The sequence below is a fragment of the Chryseobacterium sp. SNU WT5 genome (assembly GCF_007362475.1).
GTDB lineage: Bacteria > Bacteroidota > Bacteroidia > Flavobacteriales > Weeksellaceae > Kaistella.
Map to the genome: position 1 here is coordinate 183074 of NZ_CP041687.1, position 26622 is coordinate 209695.

Annotated in this window: 22 protein-coding genes and 1 tRNA gene; 11 read left to right on the plus strand and 12 right to left on the minus strand. The window is 34.7% G+C overall.

The window, feature by feature from the left end; genetic code table 11:
* Nucleotides 1-39: 39 nt before the first annotated feature.
* The 6 genes from FNJ88_RS00860 to FNJ88_RS00885 all read right to left on the minus strand — a co-directional run bounded on the left by FNJ88_RS00860 (nucleotide 40) and on the right by FNJ88_RS00885 (nucleotide 7430).
* Nucleotides 40-570 carry a DUF1003 domain-containing protein gene (locus FNJ88_RS00860; protein WP_143851284.1) on the minus strand — a complete coding sequence of 177 codons (531 nt, stop codon included), beginning with the start codon at nucleotides 568-570 and terminating at the stop codon, nucleotides 40-42.
* Between the two features lie 152 nt (nucleotides 571-722).
* A complete protein-coding gene (locus FNJ88_RS00865) occupies nucleotides 723-1517 on the minus strand; it encodes a TIGR02757 family protein (protein WP_228414541.1) in 795 nt (264 codons plus the stop codon).
* A gap of 8 nt (nucleotides 1518-1525) precedes the next feature.
* Nucleotides 1526-2443, minus strand: coding sequence for a ribonuclease Z (locus FNJ88_RS00870; protein WP_143851285.1), 918 nt, complete (start codon nucleotides 2441-2443; stop codon nucleotides 1526-1528).
* A 416-nt stretch (nucleotides 2444-2859) separates the two neighbouring features.
* On the minus strand, nucleotides 2860-6123 hold the full coding sequence (ccsA, locus tag FNJ88_RS00875) for a cytochrome c biogenesis protein CcsA (protein WP_143851286.1): 3264 nt from the start codon (nucleotides 6121-6123) through the stop codon (nucleotides 2860-2862).
* 207 nt (nucleotides 6124-6330) lie between these two features.
* Nucleotides 6331-6774 (minus strand): PH domain-containing protein, encoded by a 444-nt coding sequence (locus tag FNJ88_RS00880; RefSeq protein ID WP_143851287.1) that lies wholly within the window; start codon nucleotides 6772-6774, stop codon nucleotides 6331-6333.
* A 5-nt stretch (nucleotides 6775-6779) separates the two neighbouring features.
* Complete coding sequence (locus tag FNJ88_RS00885) at nucleotides 6780-7430, minus strand: protein-L-isoaspartate(D-aspartate) O-methyltransferase (RefSeq protein WP_143851288.1); 651 nt, start codon at nucleotides 7428-7430, stop codon at nucleotides 6780-6782.
* Between the two features lie 125 nt (nucleotides 7431-7555).
* Between FNJ88_RS00885 and FNJ88_RS00890 the strand changes: the two genes are divergently transcribed.
* The 6 genes from FNJ88_RS00890 (at nucleotide 7556) to FNJ88_RS00915 (ending at nucleotide 12297) form a co-directional block, all read left to right on the plus strand.
* Nucleotides 7556-8518, plus strand: coding sequence for a Gfo/Idh/MocA family protein (locus FNJ88_RS00890; protein WP_143851289.1), 963 nt, complete (start codon nucleotides 7556-7558; stop codon nucleotides 8516-8518).
* Between the two features lie 30 nt (nucleotides 8519-8548).
* Nucleotides 8549-9322 (plus strand): alpha/beta hydrolase, encoded by a 774-nt coding sequence (locus FNJ88_RS00895; RefSeq protein WP_143851290.1) that lies wholly within the window; start codon nucleotides 8549-8551, stop codon nucleotides 9320-9322.
* The gene (gene bla, locus FNJ88_RS00900) at nucleotides 9312-10196 is read left to right on the plus strand and encodes a class A beta-lactamase, subclass A2 (RefSeq protein ID WP_143851291.1); all 885 of its coding nucleotides are present in this window, start codon (nucleotides 9312-9314) and stop codon (nucleotides 10194-10196) included. Before FNJ88_RS00895 ends, bla begins: the two co-directional genes overlap by 11 nt.
* 5 nt (nucleotides 10197-10201) lie before the next feature.
* On the plus strand, nucleotides 10202-11020 hold the full coding sequence (locus FNJ88_RS14530; protein ID WP_143851292.1) for a M23 family metallopeptidase: 819 nt from the start codon (nucleotides 10202-10204) through the stop codon (nucleotides 11018-11020).
* 12 nt (nucleotides 11021-11032) lie between these two features.
* Nucleotides 11033-11926 carry a 3-hydroxybutyryl-CoA dehydrogenase gene (locus FNJ88_RS00910; RefSeq protein ID WP_143851293.1) on the plus strand — a complete coding sequence of 298 codons (894 nt, stop codon included), beginning with the start codon at nucleotides 11033-11035 and terminating at the stop codon, nucleotides 11924-11926.
* A gap of 131 nt (nucleotides 11927-12057) precedes the next feature.
* On the plus strand, nucleotides 12058-12297 hold the full coding sequence (locus FNJ88_RS00915) for a hypothetical protein (RefSeq protein WP_143851294.1): 240 nt from the start codon (nucleotides 12058-12060) through the stop codon (nucleotides 12295-12297).
* A 66-nt stretch (nucleotides 12298-12363) separates the two neighbouring features.
* Here the strand turns inward: FNJ88_RS00915 and FNJ88_RS00920 are convergent, their stop codons facing one another.
* From FNJ88_RS00920 to FNJ88_RS00935, 4 genes are all read right to left on the minus strand, one after another.
* On the minus strand, nucleotides 12364-12801 hold the full coding sequence (locus tag FNJ88_RS00920; RefSeq protein ID WP_228414542.1) for an META domain-containing protein: 438 nt from the start codon (nucleotides 12799-12801) through the stop codon (nucleotides 12364-12366).
* 131 nt (nucleotides 12802-12932) lie between these two features.
* Entirely contained in the window at nucleotides 12933-15335 is a 2403-nt protein-coding gene (pheT, locus tag FNJ88_RS00925) for a phenylalanine--tRNA ligase subunit beta (protein ID WP_143851295.1), read from the minus strand.
* A 160-nt stretch (nucleotides 15336-15495) separates the two neighbouring features.
* Entirely contained in the window at nucleotides 15496-16626 is a 1131-nt protein-coding gene (gene dnaN / locus FNJ88_RS00930) for a DNA polymerase III subunit beta (protein ID WP_143851296.1), read from the minus strand.
* A 109-nt stretch (nucleotides 16627-16735) separates the two neighbouring features.
* Nucleotides 16736-17443, minus strand: a complete 708-nt coding sequence (locus FNJ88_RS00935) for a DUF2490 domain-containing protein (protein WP_143851297.1) — start codon at nucleotides 17441-17443, stop codon at nucleotides 16736-16738.
* A 796-nt stretch (nucleotides 17444-18239) separates the two neighbouring features.
* Between FNJ88_RS00935 and uvrA the strand changes: the two genes are divergently transcribed.
* From uvrA to FNJ88_RS00955, 4 genes are all read left to right on the plus strand, one after another.
* Nucleotides 18240-21026 (plus strand): excinuclease ABC subunit UvrA, encoded by a 2787-nt coding sequence (gene uvrA, locus FNJ88_RS00940; protein ID WP_143851298.1) that lies wholly within the window; start codon nucleotides 18240-18242, stop codon nucleotides 21024-21026.
* A 121-nt stretch (nucleotides 21027-21147) separates the two neighbouring features.
* The gene (locus FNJ88_RS00945; protein ID WP_143851299.1) at nucleotides 21148-21582 is read left to right on the plus strand and encodes a hypothetical protein; all 435 of its coding nucleotides are present in this window, start codon (nucleotides 21148-21150) and stop codon (nucleotides 21580-21582) included.
* A gap of 326 nt (nucleotides 21583-21908) precedes the next feature.
* Nucleotides 21909-23054, plus strand: coding sequence for a hypothetical protein (locus FNJ88_RS00950; RefSeq protein WP_143851300.1), 1146 nt, complete (start codon nucleotides 21909-21911; stop codon nucleotides 23052-23054).
* Nucleotides 23055-23352: 298 nt separating this feature from the next.
* A tRNA-Arg gene (locus tag FNJ88_RS00955) sits at nucleotides 23353-23424 on the plus strand.
* A gap of 107 nt (nucleotides 23425-23531) precedes the next feature.
* On the opposite strand, the gene FNJ88_RS00960 is transcribed toward FNJ88_RS00955, so the two are convergent.
* Nucleotides 23532-24542 carry a M28 family metallopeptidase gene (locus tag FNJ88_RS00960; protein ID WP_143851301.1) on the minus strand — a complete coding sequence of 337 codons (1011 nt, stop codon included), beginning with the start codon at nucleotides 24540-24542 and terminating at the stop codon, nucleotides 23532-23534.
* A gap of 378 nt (nucleotides 24543-24920) precedes the next feature.
* Here FNJ88_RS00960 and FNJ88_RS14480 point away from each other — a divergent pair, with 378 nt between their 5' ends.
* Nucleotides 24921-25049: a hypothetical protein gene (locus FNJ88_RS14480; protein ID WP_262711459.1), complete on the plus strand. Its 129-nt coding sequence runs from the start codon at nucleotides 24921-24923 to the stop codon at nucleotides 25047-25049.
* Here the strand turns inward: FNJ88_RS14480 and FNJ88_RS00965 are convergent.
* Entirely contained in the window at nucleotides 25046-26464 is a 1419-nt protein-coding gene (locus tag FNJ88_RS00965) for an L-serine ammonia-lyase (protein ID WP_143851302.1), read from the minus strand. The two genes, FNJ88_RS14480 and FNJ88_RS00965, sit on opposite strands and share 4 nt — an antisense overlap.
* Between the last annotated feature and the right edge of the window lie 158 nt (nucleotides 26465-26622).

A 26622-nucleotide genomic window follows, 5' to 3' on the forward strand; every position in this document is an offset into this window, starting at 1 on the left:
TGAAATGGTTTTCTTAATTTTTTCGAGAAAATTTATACTCTACCTTCTATCCTCTTTTTTCAACTCTGCAAGCAAATTTTCAAGTTCGGAAATTCTTCCTTTCAAAGTGGTAAGCTGCGTTTTATTGGTTGCTACATTACTTTTGAGCATTACATTTCTAGCACGCTCATTATGGTCTTCATCATCCTCTTCTTCGGCAATATCTTCGATATCTTCCTGAATATCATCTATATCCTCACTAATCTCTTCGATATCTTCCTGAATATCCTCGATATCTTCCTGAATTTCGTTCACATCATCCTTCAAGTCCTCAATATGTTCCTGGCTGCGGTTTACCGACATCTGAATGAAAATTGCAAGATAAATTGCCTCTAACGAAAGCACCGTTGTAAGTACCAACAGCATTTTGTCAAATTCAACAAGACCAAACAAGGGTAATAAAAAGGCAGTTAAAAAAATAATCGAATGAACAATTAAAGATGGAATAGAACCAATCCACCACATTATACCATCGGTAACCCGAACGAGTAAATCAATTTTTTCTTTCGTTTGCTCTTCTCTGTCTTTCATTTTTTATTATTTAAAATTCGTTTATTAATCCCTCCATTATGATAACCACAAAAATCTAATTAATTTTCGAGTTGAATGATTCTAAAAGAAATGATGTCTTTCTAAATCTGAGATAGCAGATATTTGTTTTTATTTTTTGGAGCGAGCTTTTTTTAATTCTCAAACTCTTTTGCAATTCCTAAACCAAAAAGTGCAAAATCATACTTTGCGGGATCTTGATCATCGAACTTTCTTAGAACCATATCGAGTTCTTCTACTGTTTTCCAATCGTTTTGTTTTCTTTGGATCAGATTAAGTTTACGGGAAATATTTCCGGTATGAACATCCAAAGGAATTGATAAGTTCTTCTGATCAATATTTTTCCAGAGACCAAAATCCACTCCTTTTCTGTCTTTTCTGACCATCCAGCGTAGAAACATCATCAAACGTTTTGCCGATGAATTTTTATATGTAGCGCTCACATGCTTCATGCTTCGGTGCTTTTGATTGTCCTTGAAAAATTCAGTTCTGAAACGGTCAAAACTGTGATAAAAATTGACCTCTTCTTTTTTTACAATAAATAAATTTTCTAAACTCTCATTTTCTTTGTAGAGTCTATTTAAATTCCTAATGAAGAAATTCAAATCTTCTTTATTAAAAGTACGGTGAACAGAAAGATGTTTAAATAATTCCATATCACTTTCCTGAAAATTTAAAACGAATTCATAAGGCGAATTTCCCATCCATGATAATATCTTCTCTGCATCATTTATAATTGATTTTCGAGTGCCCCAAGATATGGTCGCTGTTAGAAACCCCGTTATTTCAATATCCTGTTTTAAGGTAAAACGATGAGGAATTTGAATAGGATCATTTTCGATAAAATCAATATGATTGTACAAATCGGCTTTTTCGTCAAGAAAATCTTTTAAGAACGCAGCATCAGGTAAAATACCAGGATTTTTCACGGTTCTATTTATTTAATTTCTACAGGAATTAAGGCTTGCGGTAAATGAGTGTTCGCAAAAACTTCACATGCTTCATCCAAAAATACATTTAAATCGTGGTAACGGTTAGAAAAATGTCCTACGATCAACTTTTGAACATTTCCTTTTTTAGCAATTCTTGCCGCTTCTAACGCAGTAGTATGCCCAGTGTAGTCCGCCATCTCTTTCAGCTCATGTAAAAAAGTCGCTTCGTGATACAATAAATCCACTTCGTTGATCAAAGGCAGAATAGTTTCTGAATATCGGGTATCACTACAAAAAGCGTACGAAACAGATTTTGTAGGATCAGTAGTTAAAACCTTATTTTTCAACACATACCCATCACTCAAGACAAAATCTTTTCCATTCTTTATATTCTGGTAATCACAAGTTTCAATTTCCGGATACTTAGAAATCTCTTGCATATTTAGATGTCGTTCTTTTGGTTTTTCACGGAAGAGATAACCATTGCAATAAATCCGGTGATTCAGTGGGATTGTAAATACTTCTAATTTATGATCTTCATAAATTTTCTCTGATTCTTTGCTTTTCAATTCATGATAAACAACTTCAAAACCTTTATGTGTTTCCGTTAATTTAAAAATCGTTTCAAGCAGTTCTTTGATTCCTTTTGGACCGTAGACATGCAAAGGCGTATCTCGTCCTAGAAGTCGGAAAGAAGCAATCAACCCAGGCAATCCAAAGCAGTGATCGCCGTGTAGATGCGAAATAAAGATATGATTAATCTTAGAAAATCTCGCTTTTGCTTTTCTTAACTGTACTTGCGTTCCCTCCCCACAGTCGATGAGAAAGCAACGCTCTTCCATTTCCAGAAATTGAGCAGTAGGTGCTGAAGTAATGGTAGGAATTGCAGAATTGAATCCGAGAATAGTTAAATGGGTACTCAAAATATAGATGAATGTATTTAGAGATTAGTTAGAAAAATAAGTGCCATTGTTTTCGACTAATCTATATAATTTATTGTGATGTACAAATTTACAGAATATTTGCTGATATTGATAAGAAGGAATGAAATGTATCTAAGGTATTACTTTCTAAAGTTTTTATTCTTTTCAATTTAATAAATAAATTATAAATACCCTATTTACTCACAAATTCTGAAAGCGACCTTTATATCCAACGGATTTATTCGATTTAGTTTCATTAGTTTCGGAAGCAGTCATTAAATGTGCTACCAAAAAAAAAAAGATTTGTTACTTGGTACAGTGATGAAAAAGTTGAGCGGTTCTAATATACTTTCTGATTATAGAAAAGTATTGTGAAAAATCCCGAAAATAAATTTCGGGATCTAATAATTTCACTTTTATTTAATCTTTAACTTTCTAAATTTCAAATAGGATAGAATTGCCAGCGTAAACATGGCAGCAATCCCGATGTACACCCATATCGGAACCGGAACTGGATCTCCGGCCGCATAAGAATGTAGTCCACTAAGGTAATAATTCACCCCGAAGTAGGTCATTACAATAGTGCTGATGGCAAACAATGAAGCGACGTGGAACGCCCATCTCCCTCTTAATCCTGGCACCAATCGCATGTGTAAAACGAAGGCGTAAACCATGACGGAAATGAAAGCCCAGGTTTCTTTTGGATCCCAGCTCCAGTATCTACCCCAAGATTCATTGGCCCAAATACCTCCTAAGAAAGTTCCTACTACTAAAGCGTATAAACCAATTGTAAGGGACATTTCCGACACAATAGTCAGCTCTTTGATCGTAGTTTCGTTATGAATTTTATATATTTTTTTGTCTGAGAAAATATAGAAGAATAGTACAATAACTGCAATAACCATGGACAGCCCAAAGAAACCATAACTCGCCGTAATAATCGCTACGTGGATGATTAACCAATAGGATTTCAGTACTGGTACTAACGGTGTGATCTGCGGATCAAGTGCAGAACCACCGTGTGCAAATCCCATCATAATTACAGCCACCATAAATCCAGCTGATGGAATTAATGCATTTGAGTTTCTATAAAGTAATAATCCCGCAGAAATACCAATCCATGATATAAAGATAATCGCTTCATAACCATTACTCCATGGTGCATGACCTGAAATGTACCATCTTGCGACCAATCCTAGGAATTGTAGGAAATAACCTACACATCCGAGAAGTATTAAGGCCTTTATAACCTTATTTAATATTTTGTTTGGTTTGAATAATTCTATAAAACCTAAAACCAAAAGCAAGCCTCCAATAATGGTATAGAAAATTAACAAATGGAAATTGATATTGACGGTGTTCATCAAAACCTCTAATTTCACTTTTGCTTCCGTCGGAACCACATTTTTACCCCAAGTTTTTTGATAGTTCTCAAGTTCCTTCAGGGCAGAATCTGCTTTCGTCCAGTCACCCGATTTTTGAGCTGCTAATATTTCAGAAAAATAAGGACCCATTACTTTCTGAGATTCCATATCTGGTTCGAAATTTTGGTCTAACCAGGAATGCCAAGTATTGTTTGGATCATTTTTCACGGGAACAATTCGCATAAACTGTCCGCTAAAAAATTCGTTAAAAGCCTGAACACGATCGTTTACTTTTATAACTTCTTTATCATAATTGGTTTGTTCTGCTGGTTTTTTCCTAAAAGCTTCCTGGTAATCTTCTTCTAAAACATAATGAAGAGCTCCAGTTTCATCGGCAGGGAAAAGCGACATCAACGAAGTATAACCTTCTTCATTTGCTTTTGCTTTTTTCTTTAATTCGTCGCCACCTTTGTCACCAACTTTAATTAAAGGAACCATCGTCCAACTAGCAGTATCGGTATTAATAGATAGGAACCATTGGTTTGCAGTTAAAGATTTACCATCACTTCCTCGGAAGGTATCTTTCCTGTATAATTTTCTTAAAACATCTAAAGCTTGTGTATTCATCGGCACAATTCTACCATCGTAGTTTTGTACTAATAAATAAGCAAATTTTTCAGCGTGATCTTTGTCGATCTTATTTCTTGCAATAATCTCATCTGCCGTGATTGGTTTTGGTGATTTTAAAGCACCGACCTGCTGTTGTTTTTTCGGAGCAGCTTCTGCAGTCAATAAATCTGCCGCACCATGATCATGACCGTCATTGGCGGAATGCTGTACTTCCCCAGCACCATCGGTATTCCCGTGGGTATCAATATACTGTGCGTTAAAATTGAATGTCAATAACAATAGTAAAACTGCAGCAGTTTTCTTTTTGCTTATATTCTTCAGCATTTGGTTCAGTTTCCAGAAATGAGTTCCTTTCCAGAAGAAAATGACAAACATTGCAGTAAATAAGAAGAAATACCCAATGTAAGTAAGCAAAGTACCCCAGAAATCATGATTCACCGAAAGTACAGTTCCTTTTCTGTCCGGATCAAAACTTGCCTGGAATAATCGGTACCCATCATGATTCAACACATGGTTCATATAAATTTTATAAGGGGTTTGTTTTCCTTTATCAATTATTTGAACGTGACTTTCGTACGCACTTGGTGACGAACTTCCTGGATAAGTTTCCATCACGAATTTATCTAATTTTAAAGAAAATGGTGTAGTATAGACCTTTGGACCGAATCCCAGAATGATATTCATGCCATCCAGCGAGATTTGTTTAAAAGCATTAGGATTTCCTTTTTCAACAGGAAGATCTACCATTACTTTGGATTTTGGTCCTTGAACTTCAACGCTTAAATTATCAGAAACATCTTTATCTTTTTTTCTATCACCTTCGTAAGCAATCAGTTTCCCTTTCATCAAACCTTCAGGAACAACTAGTTTTAAATCATTTACGGTATAAAGACTTCTTAGGACCAAAGGTTCATATTCATCTTTTTTAGTAGTCCCTTTTGCCTGAGTTGCCATTGTCATATATTCCGCTTCTACCGGAGTTTTAATGAGCATGGTTCCATTAGTATTATTAAATTCAACAGCTCCTTCAATTGCTCTGTTGAATGAAACCAATGTTCCGTTTACTAACTTGGAATCTCCAGGCTTAATATAGATATTTTCTCGACCACTTTGTCCAGTGGAGACCAAATGGAGATATTCTACTCCCGCTGGATCCAAAACAATACTGTCTTTCTTTCTCTGAATAAAATCAATTGCTTTTACTGAAATCTTTTTATCATGATATTCATAATTCGCATTAAAGTTTTTATGCAAAGGCGACATTAAATAAGGGATATCTTGATAATTCAAAACATCACCTTTTTCCTCAATCTGAATTTTAAAGAAATTTTTATCTGTTACAATTTCATTGGTTGTTTCACCTTCCCGAATGTGCATGATTCCTTCAAAACTAATATATCGGGTTACTGCTCCACCTAGAAATATTAAAACAAATGAAAGGTGAAATACCAAAACTGGCCACTTCTCTCTGCGCCAAAGTCGATATCTCGAGATATTTCCGATGAAGTTTAATATCAATAAAAGCATCACCAACTCGAACCATTTTGCTTCGTAAATCAGTGCTTTCGCCGTTGGAGTTCCGTAATCGTTTTCCAGAAAAGTAGCGTAACCCATTGAGGCAGCGTACACTAACAACAAAACAGCCATGGTTCTGGTCGAAATAAGAATATCTTGAATTTTTTTCATGAGAATCTAAAATTTTACTTTTAACTGAAAAAAGTTCATTCTTATTTCAGCTATCTTAATTTAGAATAAATTTAACGATTGCAAAAATACAACGTATAATCTGAATTAGCGAATTTGTAACTTGTTATTTAAATAAATAAACATTAAATATTAGAAAGTAAATATAACACCCTATTAAAAAATATTAAAACTATTTTTTGATGATTTCTACACTTTTTCAATAGAGATATCCGAATTAATTGCCAAAATTTGCTGAAAGAAAAGCTCTTCATTTTCAGGGGTGATGTATAAATCATTTTTAAATTTTGAAAAAATGATTAATCCCTTTGAGGTCGTTCCGTATTTATGTAAACCGCTCCACAGGGTTTCTCCTTTTCTAATTTTTGTGATGTTTTTGATTTTCGTTTTGTAGAGGGTGAAAAACCAATGAATAATCAACTCTTCATTTCTGACGATAATTTTCAGCCATTGACTAGCCGCAAAAGACAGAATCAAAGGAAGGCCACCGATAAATCCTAGTAGAAAAACTTTTAAATCTTGCTCAACATAATAAGTATATAGAGTGAAAATCATCATCAACATGAAAAATCCGAAGTAAAGGATTAAAAAAATTTTATCGATTTTTTTACTTTTGAAAATTACACCTTCCATTTTATCTAATGATTGGTATTATTCAACATTGGTACAAATTTATAAGCACAGAACTCTTCCCTTTCAAATTCACGCTCGGATCTTTTCGTAAAACGCATCAGGATCTGCTGGTCTGTTTTTCCTAATGGAATCACCATTTTCCCACCAACTTTTAACTGGTGCAATAATTCTGTGGGTAGCACTTCTGCTCCACAAGTCACTAAAATTTTATCGAAAGGTGCAAATGTGGGCAGTCCGAGAAATCCATCACCAAAACTTTGAAATTTTGGACGCAGATGAAGCTCACGTAATTTCCTCTGAGAAAAATCATGTAAGTCTTTCTGCCTTTCAATGGTATAGACAAATGCATTTAGTGCAATTAAAACTGCCGTTTGGTAGCCGCAACCTGTACCAATTTCCAGAATTTTATCCTTTTCCTCCACTTCTAAAAGAGTCGTTTGCTCCGCTACGGTGGAAGGATGTGATATCGTTTGTTTGGCCAAAATAGGAAATGCGCGATCTTCATAAGCATAATCTTCAAAAACGCTTTCCAGAAAAAGATGTCGTGGAATTTTGTTGATTGCAGATAAGACTTTCTCATCAGAGATTCCCATTTTATCTCGAAGGTAATCGACTAAAATTTTCCTTTTTCCTTTATGTACATAAGAATCCTGCATCTCACAAAACTAAGGATTAGATTTTATATTTCAGATATTCCAAGTGAGATTTTCTTTAGTAAGGCTGAAAACTCTAATTTCTAAAGTCTAACTTCTTTTTTTATCTTTACAAAAATTAATTTTCTATGCTAAAAGCAGGTTTAGTTGGCGCAGGTCATTTGGGAAAGATTCATTTAAAATTACTTCAGCAATCAGAAAAGTATGATTTAGTAGGCTTTCACGATGCAGATAAAGAAAATGGCAAAAAATTAGAAAGCGAATTCGGTTATAAATATTTTGAAAATTTCGAAGATCTTTTAAATGAAGTCGAAATGCTCGATATTGTAACACCGACTTTATATCATTACGATTATGCGATGAAAGCAATTGAAAAAAGAATTCATTTTTTCATTGAGAAGCCGATTACACAGACTTTAAAACAAGCAGAAGAAATCCTCTACAAATGCCGTGAATTCGGAATTAAAGCACAAGTTGGTCACGTAGAAAGATATAATCCAGCCTTCATTGGGTCTAAAGATTTTATTAAAGATCCGATGTTCATCGAAATTCACCGATTGGCAGAATTCAATCCACGGGGAACGGATGTTTCTGTAGTTTTGGATTTAATGATTCATGATTTGGATATTTTACTTTCTCTGGTAAAATCAAAAGTGAAAGCTATTCATGCAAGTGGCGTTTCGGTGGTTTCGAAATCTCCGGATATTTGTAATGCCCGAATTGAATTTGAAAACGGTTGTGTTGCAAATTTAACGACGTCCAGGATTTCGATGAAAGCAATGCGTAAATCACGGTTCTTCCAGAAAGACGCTTATATATCTGTCGACTTCTTAGAGAAAAAATCTGAAGTTATTCGCATGAAACCTGCGCCCGAAAGTCCAAGTGATTTTGATATGATTATTGAAAATGCAGAAGGTGAAAAAAATCAGATTATTTTTGAATACCCAAATATTCAACCAAACAACGCTATTTTAGATGAACTAGAAAGTTTTGCTGAGGCGATTACTGAAAATAAAAACGTTGAAGTTTCTTTGGAAGACGGAACGGAGGCGTTGAAAGTGGCTTTGGAAATTGTGAGGTTGATCAGCTAATCTATTTTCTAAATTGATTCCATTTAATTAATGTCAAAAATAAAAATCCTTTCACTATTCCTCTATTCATTGATGCTGGTAAGTTGCCAGTCGAAAAGAGTTGCTGCTGACGGTGGAAAATATAACTATCATTTTATTTTAACGAAATATGTTGATTCTACGCGGGATCGATTGATTCCTGTGGCTATTTATCAACCTGTAAATTTAAAAGTTGGTAACATAACACCAATTATATTCAGTCATGGTTATGGTGGTAATAAAGGAGATGACTATGCCGTAGATTACACTTATCTCTTAGAAGCTCTAGCTGAAAAAGGGTACTTTATAATTAGCATTCAGCACGAGTTAAAAAACGATGATCTTTTGCCGATGGATGAACCTTTCAAAACGACCAGAATGCCTAATTGGCAACGTGGCGCAGAAAACATCGGATTTGTTTTGAATAAAATAAAGACGGAATTTCCGTCGTTAAATTATAATAAACTGGCAGTGATTGGTCATTCTAATGGTGGAGATATGTCGGTTTTATTTGCGCATCAACATCCAGAATTGATCAATAAATTGATTTCGATGGATAACAGAAGAATGGATTTGCCACGGACTTCTAAACCAAAAATCTATACTTTACGTTCTAATGATTATCCAGCTGATGAAGGAGTTTTACCCACAGATGAAGAAAAGGAAAAATTTGGCATTACCGTTCAATTCACGGACATCAACCATAGCAGCATGGACAATGATGCGAATAACGAAGAAAGAAAATATCTTATTTCAAAAATAGTAGAATACCTCCATGAAAAATAAATTATCAATCCTGTTTCTCTTAATATTCGCCTTAGGATTTGCACAAACGTCTACATTAAAAAAGGAGATCAAACAAATCATCAAAGGTAAAAACGCCACTGTTGCAGTTTCGGTTTTGGATTTTGAAAATAATAAATCGATTGACATCAACGGAAATAAAAAACTTCCGATGTTGAGTGTTTTCAAATTTCATATCGCTTTGGCAGTTTTGAATCAAGTTGATGAAGGAAAATTGAGTTTGGATCAAAATATTTTTATTAAAAAATCAGAGCTTTTATTAAACACCTGGAGTCCAATTCGGGAGAAATACCCTGAGGGAAATATCGAAATGCCTTTGAATGAACTGATCAAATATACGGTTGCACAAAGTGATAATAATGGTTGCGATATTTTATTAAAATTAATTGGCGGAACAGGAACCGTTCAAAGTTTCATCAACTCAAATGGAATAAAAGACTTTCAAATAAAAGCGGATGAAGAAAAAATGCATCAAGGTTACGAGTTCATGTATTGGAACTGGACAACGACGAATGCTTCAAATACTTTATTAAAAAAGCTTTTTGACGGGAAAGTAGTTTCAAAAAAATCTACAGATTTTCTAATGAAGACTTTGATAGAAACCACTACTGGAGTGACAAAAATTGTAGCTCAATTGCCAAAAGGAACTCCAGTTGCACACAAAACCGGTTCTTCAGGAAAAGATAAAAACGGATTAACGATTGCGGAAAATGATATCGGAATTATCACACTTCCCAATGGAAAGCATTATGCAATAAGCGTTCTGGTTTCAGATTCAATGGAAAGTGAAGAAACAAACACTAAAACGATTGCCGATATTTCTAAAATTGTTTTTGATTATTTTAGCAAAAAATAATTGTAGTGAAAAGAATATTTTTAATCCTATTTTTATTGATTCAAACCTTTCTATTCTCGCAAGAGAAATGGAATATCCAGTTTTACAATGAAGTTATAAATCACGAAGTTTTTATATTCGCTGATAATAAGGAAGAAATGCCAATGTCTGCCAAGTTTGATTTCAAATTAAAGAACTTAACGTGTACTCTTCCTAATGATGAAATAGTGGTAATTCCAGCTAAAGCAAAAAAGTTTTTAATTGCAAAACTGGCTCCCATTAAACCAAATGAAAGCAATTCTTTCTCTTATACCAATTCGTATAATTTCGGAAATGCAATTCAGGAGACTTTTGATGATGATTATATCTATTCTTTGCCGTATCAGGAAGGAAAAACACAGTCAATTTTTCAAGGTTATAACGGGAAGTTTTCACATCAGAATGAATTTGCACTCGATTTCGATTTAAAAATGGGAAGCGAAATTCTGGCAGTTCGTGGAGGAATCGTGGTAGAAGTGATCAATAATTTCAATCAAAACTGTCCTGATATTTCATGTGCGAAATACAATAATAGAATTTTCATCATGCACAGCGACGGGACTTTTGCCGATTATTCTCATTTGAAATACCGCGGTGCCGTCGTTAAAAAAGGAGACATTGTAAAAAAAGACCAACTCATTGGGTATAGCGGAAGTACAGGTTTCGCAAGTGGCCCGCATTTACACTTCGCGGTGTTCATCAATAGAATTGACGGAAAAAGAACATTTATAAAAACAAAATTTAGAACCTCAGAAAGTGAAGCAACACTTTTGGAAGAAGGTAAAAGCTATACTAAAAATTATTAAAGAATTTAAAAAATGAATAAGAACATTGTAGTAATCGGAGCAGGAACCATGGGAAACGGAATTGCACACACTTTTGCACAAACCGGATTTACCGTTAATTTAGTTGATGTTTCACAAGATGCATTAGATAAAGGGTTAGCAACAATTACAAAAAACCTGGATCGTATTATCTCCAAAGGAAATATGACTGAGGAGCAAAAAGCAAGTACTTTAAGTAATATTTCGACTTTTACTAATTTAGGAGATTGTGCTTCGAAAGCAGATTTGATCGTTGAAGCAGCTACAGAGAATTTAGATTTGAAGCTGAAAATCTTCAAACAAATGGATGAATTGGCTCCAGTAAGTTGTATTCTTGCCACCAACACTTCTTCTATTTCTATCACCAAAATTGCGTCGGTTACGAATCGTCCGGATAAAGTAATTGGAATGCACTTTATGAATCCGGTGCCGATTATGAAATTGGTAGAAATCATCAAGGGCTATTCTACTTCTAAAGAAACTTTTGACGAAATTTATGAAATGAGTAAAACTTTGGGGAAAGTTCCGGTTGAAGTGAATGATTATCCTGGATTTGTGGCGAACAGAATTTTGATGCCGATGATTAATGAAGCGATCGAAACTTTATACAATGGCGTTGCGGGAGTTGAAGAAATTGATACGGTGATGAAATTAGGAATGGCTCATCCAATGGGACCTTTACAATTGGCTGATTTTATTGGTTTAGATGTTTGTTTAGCAATTCTGAATGTAATGCACGACGGTTTCAAAAATCCAAAATACGCACCCAATCCTTTGCTAGTGAATATGGTGATGGCAGGAAAATTAGGTGCGAAATCTGGTGAAGGTTTCTATGATTATGCCGAAAGTAGAAAAGCGGAAAAAGTTGCTAAGATGTTTGCTAAATAATTCTAAATTTCATCGTTTTCTTATTATATTAGACAATTAACTACCGTCATTTTTTAACGAAAAATTAAAATTGACAAGAATCAATTTCAATAAAAATTCTTATCTTTGAGCCAGTTTTAAACATTAAGAAAATGAAATTACCAAAGTTTTTATTAGCCGACAATTCAGACATGCCTGAAGATTTGTTCGTAGTTCACACTGAATACCCAAGATTTGTACTGAATGTTGAGGAAGAAGAAGTAGAATGGTTCGACGACTTAGAAGGAGACGACGAAGAAACAGTAGCCGATGAGGCAACTAAAGTAGTCGAAGCGGCTTTCAAATGGTGCGACGAAGAACTCGCAAAATATGATGAAGAAGACGAAGACTAAATAAGACAAAAAAAGGAACTCAAATTTGAGTTCCTTTTTTTTGTGGGCTAATCTTACTTTATCTAATTATAGTTTAGTAAATTTTAAAAGCAACAAATTATCTTTATATAATTCCAAAGTATTTCCTACAACAACATACTTTGTTGCTGCTCCTAACATACTGAAATAATTGGTTTCCTCACTCATATTATCACAAGCCTTTCTGGTAGAACCAATATTTTTGGTTGAGAAATTACCAACCGTAGCGTCCAGCATTAGATCTGCAAAATAATTATTACAACCTCCATTCCCGCTCAATTTTCCAGATTCAATTACCAGCGTAGGTTTTTTCCCTTTTACATTATCTGCCAAAGTCCATTTAGTATTGGTAATGTTCACTTGAGACGCACCTACTTTTGTTTTAGAACTTGACATAGTGGAGCAAGAAGCGAATGTCGCAACAGTAAATATTGCCAAGGAAATATTTCTAAAAATATTCTTCTGATGGAAGTTCATTGATTTCATTTTTAAGATTTTAATAATCCAAATTTAAGTAATTATATTGAGTAAAGAATGAGTAGAACCGTTTATTCTTAATGAAAAAAGAAAAAAGCATCTCTCTTGAAATGCTTTTTTAGGTATTTAACTGATTCTTTTTATGATCTTAATTCCGCGGAAAAGTCTTTTACAAAAGTCTTGATTAAAGAATTCATCACTTCGGTTATATCTTTTTCTTCAAGTGTTTTTTCCTCATTCAACAGTTCGAAGCTCATGGCGTATGATTTCTTACCTTCTGGAAGGTTTTTACCTTCATAGACATCAAATAAATTGATGTTCTTCAAATATTTGGAAGGATTGTTTCGGGCGGACTTGTAAAGCTCTGCATAAGTCACTTTCTTATCGACTAACAGTGCTAAATCTTTTCGGGTTTTGTTAAATTTCGGAATATCTTTAAATTTCAAATTGTCTTGATTCCGTAAACTCTGCGCAGCTTCTAATTCAATTTCTGCGTAGAAACAATCCTGTTCGATATCCGCATCTTTCAACAACTCTGGGGGTACTTTTCCTAAACGTGCCAGGATTTTTCCGTTTGCGAAAAATTCCACACCATCGGAAAACCGAATATCTTCCAAGTATTTCTCTTCAATAGTGACCGGAAGTACGTCCAGAAGAACCTTCACATAGGACTTCAACTTATAAAAATCTGTGACAGATTTTGGTTGTAGCCAGTTTTCTGATTCATCTCGGCCTGTAACAAGAATTGCAAGTTGTTTTCTCTCTACATAAGTTCCTTTTTTATGGTAAATTTTACCAAGTTCAAAGAATTTAATATTCGCATTTTTTCTTTTGATATTATAATCTGCATTTTCTAACAATCCTTCCAGTAAAGACTTTCTCATGAAAGCTAAATCTCCACTTAAAGGATTTAGAAGTCGTACAGCATCAGTTTCATCTTTTACGGAAGTTAGCGAATTGTTCATTACTTCATTAAAACCATTGCTTTGTAATGTTCTCGCCCATGCATTTTCTAAAGCGTCCTGATCATCAAAATTCAGTTTCACTGGAGTGAAAGAGATCTTCTGTGGCGAATCAATCTTGTTGTATCCGTAGATTCTCAAAATTTCTTCAATAACATCAATTTCTCTAGTAACATCTGCCCTATACGAAGGAACCGATATTTCTAAACCATTCTGGATTTCATTTAAGACCTTAATTTCCAGTGCTTTCAGGATTTCTTTAATTTTTTCATTATGGATTTTAGTTCCTAGGATCTGCTCCACTTTTGAATAACGAAGAATGATATAATGATCTTCTATTTTGGTAGGATAATGCTCCAAAAGATCACCTACCATTTTTCCACCAGCGATTTCCTGAATCATCGTGATAGCATGAGTTAAAGCTGTTCTGGTCATGTTAGGATCTACTCCACGTTCAAACCGAAAAGATGCATCCGTATTTAAACTGTGAAATTTGGCCCCTTTTCTAATCCCCACAGGATTAAAATAAGCACTTTCTAAAAAGATGGTTTTAGTGGTTTCTGAAACACCAGAATTTTGTCCGCCGAAAACTCCTGCAATACACATTGGATTATCTTGTCCGTCTTTGATCATGATTTCGGTGCCATTCAAAGTTCTTTCTACCCCATCCAAGGTAGTGAATTTAGTCCCTTTTTCATTCACACCAACTTTCACTTTTTTACCTGTAATTTTATCGGCGTCGAATGCATGAAGTGGCTGACCATAGCCGTGAAGAATAAAATTGGTAATATCTACAATATTATTAATTGGGCTTAAACCGATTGCTTTAAGTCGTTCTTTCAACCATTCCGGTGACGGTCTAACTTCAATATTTTCGATTACTGCACCTAAATATTTAGGGCATAAAGCTGCATCTTCTACTTCAATCTGAAATTCAGTAGTTCCTTCAACTTCTAAAGGATTTGCATTTATCTTTTTAAAGTCAGCTTCAATCTGATGCGTTATCAAATATGCATTCAAATCTCTGGCAACTCCGTAATGCGACATGGCGTCAGTTCTGTTTGGAGTAAGTCCTATTTCATATACCTGGTCGTTGGTTAGATCGAAATAACCTGCGAAATTTTTACCGACTTCAAATTTATTTTCATCCAAAATCATAATTCCGGCGTGATCTTCACTTAAGCCCATTTCGTCTTCGGCGCAAATCATCCCCTGGGAAACTTCACCACGAATTTTGGCTTCTTTTATATCAAAAGAACTTCCATCCTTTCCATAAATTTTTGTTCCTACAACTGCCACGGGAACAATTTGTCCGGCTGTAACATTTGGCGCACCACAAACAATGTTTAAAACCTTACCGTTTCCTACATCTACCGTTGTTATTTTCAACTTATCTGCGTTGGAATGCTGTTCACAAGTCAAAACTTTTCCCACAACAATTCCTTCCAAACTACCTTTAACCGATTCAAAAGTGTCTACACCTTCCACCTCCAGACCGATGTCTGTAAGATATTCGCTGATTTTTTCGACTTTTAAATCTGTCGTTATATATTCTTTAAGCCAGTTGTTCGAGATTTTCATTTCTGTTGTAAATTTCAGATGTTAGAATTCAAATTTCACCAGTAATAGTTTTGAAATAAGAAAGGTGCAAATATCGTGATTTTGCAGGTTAAAAAAAAATTGAGATTCAAAAAATTTGAATCTCAATTATTATTTTATTAGATTTTTTTTAAACTTCTTTTTACATTCCGATAACCGGCATCGAAAGCATTAATAGTTGCTCTTGATCTTCCAGTCCATCCACAGGTTCTATAATCCCGGGTCTGTTTGGTTGAGACATCTTCATCGTGATATCATCTGCAGAAAGCACGGATAACATTTCGGTTAAAAATTTAGAACTGAAACCAATATTGATATCTTCTCCATTATAATCGCATGGAATCTGCATATCTGCTTTGTTCGCAAATTCTGTATCTTCTGCATGCAAATGAAGAATATTTCCTGACAATTTAAATCGAACTTGATTGGTAGATTTATTAGACATGATTGAAGCTCTTCTAATTGAATTCAACAAAAGACTTCGGTTAATGGTCAATACGTTTGGATTTTCTTTAGGAATAACCGCGGAGTAATTAGGATATTTCCCATCGATCAATCTACAGATCCAAATATTATTACCAAAAGTAAACTTGGCCATATTCTCATTGAACTCAATAGCTACCTCATCGCTTGAAGAAGCCAAAATACTTTTGAAAATTGCCAAAGGTTTTTTAGGCATAATAAATTCCACTGGTTCAGCATTAACCAAATCTGTTCTTTTATACACTACCAAACGGTGTGAATCTGTGGAAACGAAATTAGTTTCATCTTCCTTAAACTGGAACAAAACTCCCGTCATTACAGGACGTAATGAATCGTTGCTTGTAGCAAACAGCGTGTTATTAAGTGCTTCTGACAAAACGCCGGCAGAAATTTTTACACTTTGGGCTGCATCAAACTCAGGTAATTCCGGATAATCCTCTGCATGATCCAAGGCCACTGCAAAATTATCTTTTTCATCTAAAATTTCCAGTAATTTTCCAGTTCCGTCTTCAGCATCTTTCACTGAAAGCGTTAATGGTTGTTCGCCGTATGTTTTTACAAATTCCTGGAATATTTTCGCCGGAACTGCAATTTTTCCTTCTGCATCCGATTTCACTTCTAAAGAAGTTATTAAAGTGGTTTCACCATCAGAAGCGGTGACTTTCAGGATATCTTTTTCAATTTCAAACAAAAAGTTTTCAAGAATTGGCCTTGATTGTGAGTTAGATATTACTCCGCTCACTGTTTGTAGGGCTTTCTGTAATTCACTACTTGAAACAATAAATTTCATAAAAATAGATTATTATTAATTTCACAAATATATAAATTTAAGGCCAAAAAACGCAATAATTTTACTGATAAAAATCGTTTCTGCTAAAAAGTTACCAACATTAATACGCTTATTTTATCTCCTCTTCATCCTTCTTACTTCCATCAATATTAATACTTAATCCCAAATACATAAAATGTAAATTTTTATTACCAGCAAGAGCAAATTCTCTTTGCCACACATAACCTGCAGTCATTCCAAAATTTGGATCTATTTGGTAAGACAATCCTCCCATTAATCTATTTCTTGCAAAAAATGGGTTACTGGTAGCGACAAAGAAAACTTCATTAAAAGCAGAAGCTGAAATTGTACCTGGTTTCACTTGTGGTGAGTTTAGAGGAACTGATATATTTAGACGGTATCTAAGTCGAATACGTTCGGAGTGCTCATCCTTTGATGGATTATAAAACCAACTCTTTTCTGCCCGGACTCTATTTTCAAATTTAAAGTTTCCAGCTTTTAAATCGTAAACATCCTGCAGCCAAACCCTAAATTCTTCTTTCTCTAAAGAATGATTTTTATAATTAACATATCTTCCGATTCCAATTAAAGGTTTATGATTTTTACTTAGATAGTATCCTAGCCCTGCTTTCATTTCGTAATAATCAGGATATGAATAATCGGCAACTCCTCGCAACTGACCTTCTGTATAGACGAAATACTTTTGATTAATTTTATAATTTACGGTAACTACATTATAGCTGGAAATTGTTTCTTTCTGGGCGAATACCTCTAAAACAAAAAGAAATAGAATAAAAATAAATAATCGTTTCAACATGCTGCAAAAATAAAAATTTATTTTTATTAATTATTACTCCTTTACTTAGTTAAAGTTTCCTTGTACTCTTTATATGCTTTGTAAGCTGGCTTTATATTTTTACTTTGAAGTATTTCGTAATATTATCAACTTTATTTCTCGAAGGTTATGATTTTTGCAATTCCATTTTACCGATCAAGTTTAACTTTAGCCTTCTTAATGGAACATTAAAAAATACAAGCTCTTGATAGATTATTTATAAACATCAAATTCATAATGAATATCTATTTCCAATAATGTTGCAAATTTAAATATAGAGTCCACAAAGATTTAATTATAAAAATGCTTTTTTACACGCCTTTTTGAGTTTCCTAAAGGTATTTCATTTGCAAAGTCCGCAGAGAAAATATAATAATGACGATTTTCAAATATATATAATTCATAAAAAGCACTTATACCGTCATAATACTATTCATATAATAAAACTACACCTTATAAAACCACTGTATTATGAAGATTCACAAACAGTTATAATCAATTACGCAGTAAAGTAAATCACAGTGAAGTTGTTGATATTTTCCTAAAAATTCAGTTATTTAAACAAAAAAAATACAACGCAAGTGGCATTGTATTAATCTCAAGGCTATAAACCTTATCTTTTTTTCATTAAATGTGTAATTAAATCAGTCAAAATTTTTATCATGAGTTTATTACTTTTTGGTTGATACAAATATTGTAAAAAATAGAATAACATGCAAATTATTCATAAGAAAAATCTCTCAAAAAATCCGTAAATTTGTAGGCTTTAAATTTTACAATGATTACACCTGCAGATATAGATATTAAGAAACAAATTTTCGTAAAAAATGCGCACCTTAATAATCTAAAACATATTGACGTTCTAATTCCCAAAAACAAATTAATTGTGATTACGGGTGTTTCCGGAAGCGGAAAATCTTCTCTTGCTTTCGATACGATTTATGCCGAAGGACAAAGACGGTATGTGGAAAGTCTGAGTTCTTATGCCAGGCAATTTTTGGGAAAACTAGAAAAACCGAAAGTTGATGATATCAAAGGTTTAGCGCCTTCTATCGCAATTCAACAGAAAGTAATTTCTTCTAATCCACGATCGACCGTTGGAACTTCTACCGAAGTGTATGACTACTTAAAATTATTATTCGCCAGAGTTGGAAGAACTTTCTCGCCTGTTTCTGGAAATGAAGTTAAAAAAGATTCAGTTACAGATGTCATCAACTTTATTGAAAAAAATGAAAATCAGACTTTCTTGCTGAGAACACCTCTACACTTCGACGTTTCTAAATTTACCGAACAGGTCAATACCTTAAAATTATCTGGTTTTACAAGATTAGAAGTCAATGGAAATGTTGCTGGCATTGAAGATTTGGAAAGTTTTGGCTTCGTTCCAGAAGCAGATATGGAAATTCAGTTGGTGATTGACCGTTTTAGTTATGAGGCAGATGAAAGTTTCTTGCAAAGACTGGCGGATTCTATCCAAATGGCTTTCTATGAAGGTCATGGCTACTGTTCTTTGAAGAATATTGAGACGGGGACCATCACAGAATTCTCAAATAAGTTCGAATTGGACGGAATGGAATTCATGGAACCTAATGTTCATTTCTTCAGTTTTAATAATCCTTACGGCGCTTGTCCAGAATGTGAAGGGTACGGAAAAGTAATTGGCATTGACGAAGATTTAGTAATTCCAAATAAAAACTTATCTGTTTTTGAAGAAACGGTAGCAAGTTGGAAAGGAGAAAGCATGAGTGAATGGAAAAGAAATTTCATTAAAAAAGCCAAAGATTTTCCAATTCATAAGCCTTATCATCAATTAACCAAAGAACAAAAAAATTATTTATGGAAAGGCGACGGAAATTCAGATTTCCCATCTATCAATAATTTCTTCAAAATGCTGGAAGAAAATTTATATAAAATCCAGTACCGCGTAATGCTTTCAAGATACCGCGGGAAAACGCTTTGTCCATCTTGTGAAGGTCTGCGTTTGCGTGAAGAAACAAAATGGGTGAAAATAGACGGACACAACATTCAATCAATGATTGATTTGCCCTTAGATGAATTTCTGCCTTTAATTAAATCCCTAAAACTTAACAAACACGACGCAGAAATTGCAAAACGTTTATTGTATGAAATTACAACCCGTTTAGCTTTTTTAGAAAAAGTGGGTTTAGGTTATCTAACGATCAATCGAACTTCTAATACCCTTTCTGGTGGTGAAAGTCAAAGAATTAATCTGGCTACTTCACTCGGTAGTTCTTTGGTGGGTTCCATTTATGTGCTTGATGAACCTTCTATTGGTTTGCATTCCCGTGATACCGAAAATTTGATAGAAGTATTAAAAAATCTCCGTAATTTGGGAAATACCGTGATAGTGGTAGAACACGATGAAGATGTGATGAAAGCCGCAGATTATATTATCGATATTGGTCCGGAAGCTGGCTATCTTGGTGGTGAATTGGTTTTCGCAGGGAATTTTGATGACCTCGAGAATGCAGATACTTTAACTTCGAAATATTTGACAGGAAGATTAGAAATAAAAGTTCCGGAAACCCGCAGAAAACCAAAAGAATGGATTCATATTAAAGGAGCCCGGCAAAATAATTTAAAAAATATTGATGTTGATATTCCAATGGAATGTTTGGTAGTGGTGACCGGAGTCTCAGGAAGTGGAAAGTCGACTTTAATGAAAGAGATTTTAACCAATGATATTCAGATTAAACTGGGAATGGGTGGAAAAAAAGGGGATTACGATTCTGTAGATTTCCCGACTAAACTCATTAAAAACATTGAGTTGATCGATCAAAATCCGATAGGTAAATCTTCCCGATCAAATCCAGTTACTTATTTAAAAGCCTACGACGATATCCGGGATTTGTATTCTAAACAGAAATTAGCAAAAATGCAGGGTTTAATGCCAAAGCATTTCTCCTTTAATGTAGATGGCGGAAGATGTGATGATTGCAAAGGTGAAGGAGTCATTACCGTTTCAATGCAATTTATGGCAGATATCGAATTAGAATGTGAGACCTGTCATGGCACCCGTTTTAAAAATGAAATCTTAGAAATTAAATTCGACGAGAAAAACATTTCAGACATCCTTCACATGACGGTGGACGAAGCCTTGGAGTTTTTCCAGGATAATGATCAGAACAAAATTGTAACGAAGCTAAAACCGCTACAGGAAGTTGGTTTGGGCTATTTACAGTTAGGACAAAGCTCCTCTACTCTTTCTGGTGGTGAAGCTCAACGGGTAAAACTGGCGTCCTTCTTGGTAAAAGGTGCAACAACCGATAAGTCATTATTTATTTTTGACGAACCTTCTACTGGATTGCATTTCCATGATATTAATAAATTATTAAAATCTCTACAAGCTCTTATTGAATTAGGCCACTCAGTTATCGTGATTGAACATCAACCCGATATCATAAAAACTGCGGATTATATTATCGACGTCGGTCCAGAAGCAGGGAAATATGGTGGAGAAATTGTTTTCGCTGGAACGCCAGAAGATTTGGTGAAAAACAAAAAATCGCATACTGGTAAATATTTGAAAGAAAAATTGAGGTAAAGCAGTGCCATTTGAAGCTTAAATGGAAGCCGTCTCAATACTGAGGCGGTTTTTTTTTTTGTTTCCAAATAGTTAACCTTTGTCTGGAATATACAAGGAATTAATTTTTTAAAACAACAATATGAAAAATCTTAACAAATTTCTAATAACTCTTTTTCTGCTAACTGCTCTTTCTTCCCAAGCTCAAAATAATGCCAGAAAAGGCTGGGACGGAGTGGTTAAGGGAGGTTCTAAAGTAAATTTGAGCTACTCGTCTGCAATGCCTAGCACCTCGACGAAAGATGCTTATATTCTTAGTTCATCTGGAATTAGCGCAGATACATTTATTCCCTTTTCGTTGTTTAGAAAAGGTTGGGATGGAACAGTAAAAGGAGGAAATTTTGGAATAAATATAGGAGGCACCTACAGTTTTGGAGGCAATGGTAATCCAAGTGCTACCTTACCAAACGGCTTTGCTATTTTCGGACAAACTACAAGTTCTGTTTCCTATAAAGGGGCCGACCCAGAAATCCAAGTTTTAGAATTGGTGGTGGTCCACAAGCCAATTTTAGTTTAGGAGAACACTTTATAATATCACCGATGTTATTGGCAGAATATTTTAGCTTAACACAAAAAGCGATAAGTGCCGTACAAACCAGTCAAGTAAATGGACAGGCCAAAGAATATATTTTATGGACTCAACCTGAAACAAAAACATCTGGCTTGAATATCGTTCCCAAAATCAGACTAGAATAGAACTTAACAAAAAGTATAGGTCTATTTGCTGATGGTAGCTATGTCTTCGGGCCGAAAATTGATACCCAATTAAGCACACTAATTCCGCTGGGAAATCCAAGTCAAAGCGGCCAATATGAATCTCAGCAACTTGATCAAGGAAGGTTGATGAAAAATGAGAAATCAAGTACGCGCTATAATGCATTAGGCTTTAGTTTCGGAGTAAGTTTTAACTTTGGAGCTGATAAAGGTGGGAATAATATTAATCAACCACAACCTGAGGTAAAAACTTCAAGTGCCTGCAATTGTGTTGCTCCAACTCCTTTGTACATCAAAGAATATCCATCTTCAGGATTAACACTATCAACATCAAATCCATGGCCCACTTACATTCCTGTTTCCGATCTAAGTTCTGGAAAAAAGATGCATTTTGCTTTTATGACAGGACCATGTTACAATACAACCTCTAATCCTTGTTACGGCTATTACAAAGCCACAGTTAATGGACATTCCGTAAACTCTTCTTCTGTAGGCTACTCAAGCCAGACACACCTTGAAATACCAGTGAATTATCTGGTAGCAGGATTAAATACAATAACGGTACAGGGAATTTCGGGAACTACGATATGCACCTTAGCTACTTCTACAGTTACCGTTGGGTCTGCACCTTCCTCATCTGGAGCAGTAACACTAGTTAAAAATTGTTGCGTAAGCATATCAGGTCCCCAACATACCAGCACTTATACCGGACAAACCAGCTTCACAATGAGCGGATCCGTAACAGGTGCAGTTTTAGAAATAACTTCTCGAGGCGTCATCAGTTATGAAGCTTTTGTTAATGGGGGAAAAACTGCATGTTACTCCAAACCAATAACGGTAAGACTCGTTAATAATGTTACGCATTTTGCCATACCAACTTCAACTGTAAACGGAATGCCATTACTATCATATAATCCCAAATTCAATATTGATTGCATGAACCGGGCAACAATCAGTATAAAACATAATATTCTTGGAAAAGTACTCGTAGAAGGCCCCGATATTTCAGATAATTGGCCTACTACATCGACATTTGAAAGGAACGGACTTTTCACTGAAGATCCTGATAATCATGAATTACTTTCAACGTTCACAAATCCAAACACTAAAGAAATCGTTACAATTAAATCTGTGGTCACTGTAGATGAAAAAGGGGAAATGAAATTGATGAAAGTTCAAGAAGCTTCATCAACATTAAATGGAATAACAAAACCTTTTAAAGTACTGAATTCAAAAGAACATCAATACGTAGGCCACATAACCTTATTAAAATAACTTTAAATAAAAAATACCTGCAGGAATGCCTGCAGTAAAATAAGTGGAACGGATACCAACTGTTAATTTTATAAAATTGATATTGAATCAATAATCAACCTAAAAATAAAGTCAGATATTAGATCCAGAACTCAAACTCATTATTTATTAATACGAAAGATCTTTTCTCTACCGAACATACCAACGGGAAAAATCCACTAAAGAATCCGCTCTCTATGAAAGCGGATTCTTTTTGGAACTAAAGGTCTCAAATGTAAGAAACCTATCCCAGGAATAATTTACCTTTGAATATAATATCGGCTTCATAGTTCAACGGATAGAACAAAAGTTTCCTAAACTTTAGATCCGGGTTCGATTCCCGGTGAAGCTACTTTTTAATGTAGTTCACTTTACTACAGCGAAAATCACAAAATGATCAATCAAAAAAATCGACCTTTTAGTTTAATTTTTGAAATTTCACTATTCGATAAATTGAATTTATTTCTTATCCACCACGATTCGCTCTTTTCTATTCGCCAGTTCCCATGCAGTAGCAAATACCAATTGGGTACGTTTCTTCAAAGCAACATAGTCAATTTTATCAGGCGTATCGCTTGGCTTATGATAATCTTCATGAATACCATCAAAGTAGAAAATTACCGGAATACCGTTCTTTGCAAAATTGTAGTGATCTGAGCGATAATACAATCTGTCTTTATCATTGGGATCATCATACTTATAATTTAATTCTAAGTTGACGGTCTCTTTGTTGGCAGCCTCATTTATTTGTTTCAATTCCGTGCTCAACATTTCAGATCCGATTACATAAACGTAATCTTTTCCACAGTTTCCCGCATCACAACGTCCAATCATATCGATATTCAAATCTACTACTGTATTTGCCATTGGAAAGATGGGATTGTCTGCATAATATTTTGAACCTAAAAGTCCGTGTTCCTCACCAGTTACATGTAAAAACAAAATCGAGCGTTTTGGACCTTTTCCTGATTTCTTAGCAATCTGAAAAGCTTCTGCCATTTCTAGGAGTGCAACGGTACCACTTCCATCATCATCAGCACCATTGAACACTTGCCCATTCGACATTCCTACGTGATCGTAATGCGCAGAAACTACAACGATTTCATCCGGCTTCTCCGTTCCTTCAATAAAAGCTAAAATATTTTCAGATTGTGGTAAATTGCCCCTTCTTCCTTTCATTGCATCTGAAGGAACAGTTTGATAAAATGACGACATTGATTTAGGGTGCGAAATTCCCATTTTTTGATATTGCTCTATCAAATAACGACCTGCTTTTTTCTGACCTTCGCTTCCTGTATCTCTTCCTTCCATATCGTCTGCAGCAACGATATAAAGGTGAGTTTTTAAGTCATCAGAGGTGATAGATTCCATTGATCTTTTAAACGGTGTTCCCGAATAAGAAAGGTTTGCAGCACAACTTTGCAGGAGCGCAAAAGCTAAGGGAAGTAATAGATACTTAGAGTTTTTCATGAATTAAATTTAATTTTCAATTTTTAAATATAAGTTTAATTTTCAAATAATTAATGAATTCTAAATCATAACTCTATTACACTGCGATTACATAAGCGATTTTAGTCAAAATATACATTTTTACGTATTCATAATGAGATATTTACACTCATTAAATCTAAAAATCTTTTTATTTTTCCTAAAGTAGATCATCTCAATTAAAAATTGATTTGATAATGATATACCCTTCCTTAAATTTATAAAAATTTCTTGGCACAAGAAAGTGAATCTTTTAAAAATGGGCTGGATGCAGCGATTTACACTCGAAAACGGTAATTAATTAAGTGCTGTCGACTGTTCTTTCTTAATTTTCGCGCGATGCGTTGCAGTATTTTAAATATGAGAGAAATACTGGCTATTGTTGAAGCTTCCTTGCGATTTATGGCTCCACTTCTTTACCTATCAATTTCTAAATGGGTGAGCGAACAGATTTGTATATTAATGGAAGTGACGCAGACTGTTGACTAACATTCCGCAACGTTAACTGCGATCGCGAGACCGCCTTCCGAGGTTTCTTTGAAGCGGTCATTCATACTTTGAGCAGTTTCCCACATCGATTGAATAACCTCGTCTAAAGTGACTCTAGCTTTGCTCGGATCGGATTCTAAGGCGATATTCGCTGCGGTGATCGCTTTCATGGCACCCATAGAATTACGCTCGATACACGGGATCTGCACCAGTCCACCGATCGGATCACACGTCATTCCGAGGTGATGTTCCATGGCAATTTCGGCAGCCATCTGAACTTGACCCGGCGTACCACCCATGATTTCAGTAAGTCCAGCTGCTGCCATTGCAGAGGAAACGCCAATCTCCGCCTGACAACCTCCCATCGCCGCAGAAATGGTAGCATTCTTTTTAAAAAGCGTTCCGATTTCGCCTGCTACCAAAAGGAACCGAATCACGTTTTCATCACTTTTAAATGCTGTGAAACATTGAGAATACATAAGAACAGCAGGAATAACGCCACTTGCACCATTAGTGGGAGCCGTAATAATCCGACCGAAACTTGCATTTTCTTCGTTTACTGCCAACGCAAAACAGGAAACCCATTTGTTGATATTAGTGAAACTTAAATCAGCATCTACCAAATATTGATACCATTCCTGAATACTTTTATAGATATTTTCACCAAGCAACTTTCTATTTAATCCAGCCGCACGGCGTGTAACATTGAGTCCACCCGGGAGAACACCTTCCTTATTGACCCCTTTATAAATACACTCTTTGATCTGTTTCCAAATATAAAGAGCTTCTTTTTCTGTTTCTTCTTTGGTTCTCCAGGATTCTTCATTAAGGAAAACGAGATCCGAAATTTTACCTAATCCGAGTTTAGCTATATTTTTGTCAATATCTTTACCGTTGTGGCAAGGATACAAAGTTCTGGTACAATTGTTTTCGTAGGAATGTTCTTCCTGCGTAGCGATAAATCCACCACCCACGGAATAATAATCCTGAACAAGTTCTTCTCCATTTTCAAATACAGCTTTGAAAATCATTCCGTTTGGATGAAAATCCAGCGATTTCTTTTTATTTAAAATTAAATGATGTCCGTAAATGAATGGAATTGCTTTTTCTCCATTAAGATTTAAACTGTTCGATGATTTAATAACTGCTATTTTTTCATCAATTTTTGAAGTATCAATAAGTTTGAAATTCTCTCCAGAAAGTCCAAGCATGCCTGCGATATCTGTTCCGTGACCAATTCCTGTTTTAGCAAGCGAGCCAAAAAACTCTACATAGACTTCCTTAACTTCTGAAATTTGATGATCTGTTTTAATTTTCCTTATAAAACTTTCCGCTGCATTCCACGGCCCCATTGTATGTGAACTTGATGGTCCGATCCCTACCTTTATAATTTCAAAAACGCTTATTGATTCCATTATTTATTTTCAGTAATGTATTTAAATCCTATTTGACTTTAATACAAAGATAATTCTATTTTTGATATTTGCTGGAGAGAATTTAATCGAAAATAGTTATTGTATTTCTACAAATATGTTGAAAATTGAAGATTAATATTTTAAAGATCCAGCTATTA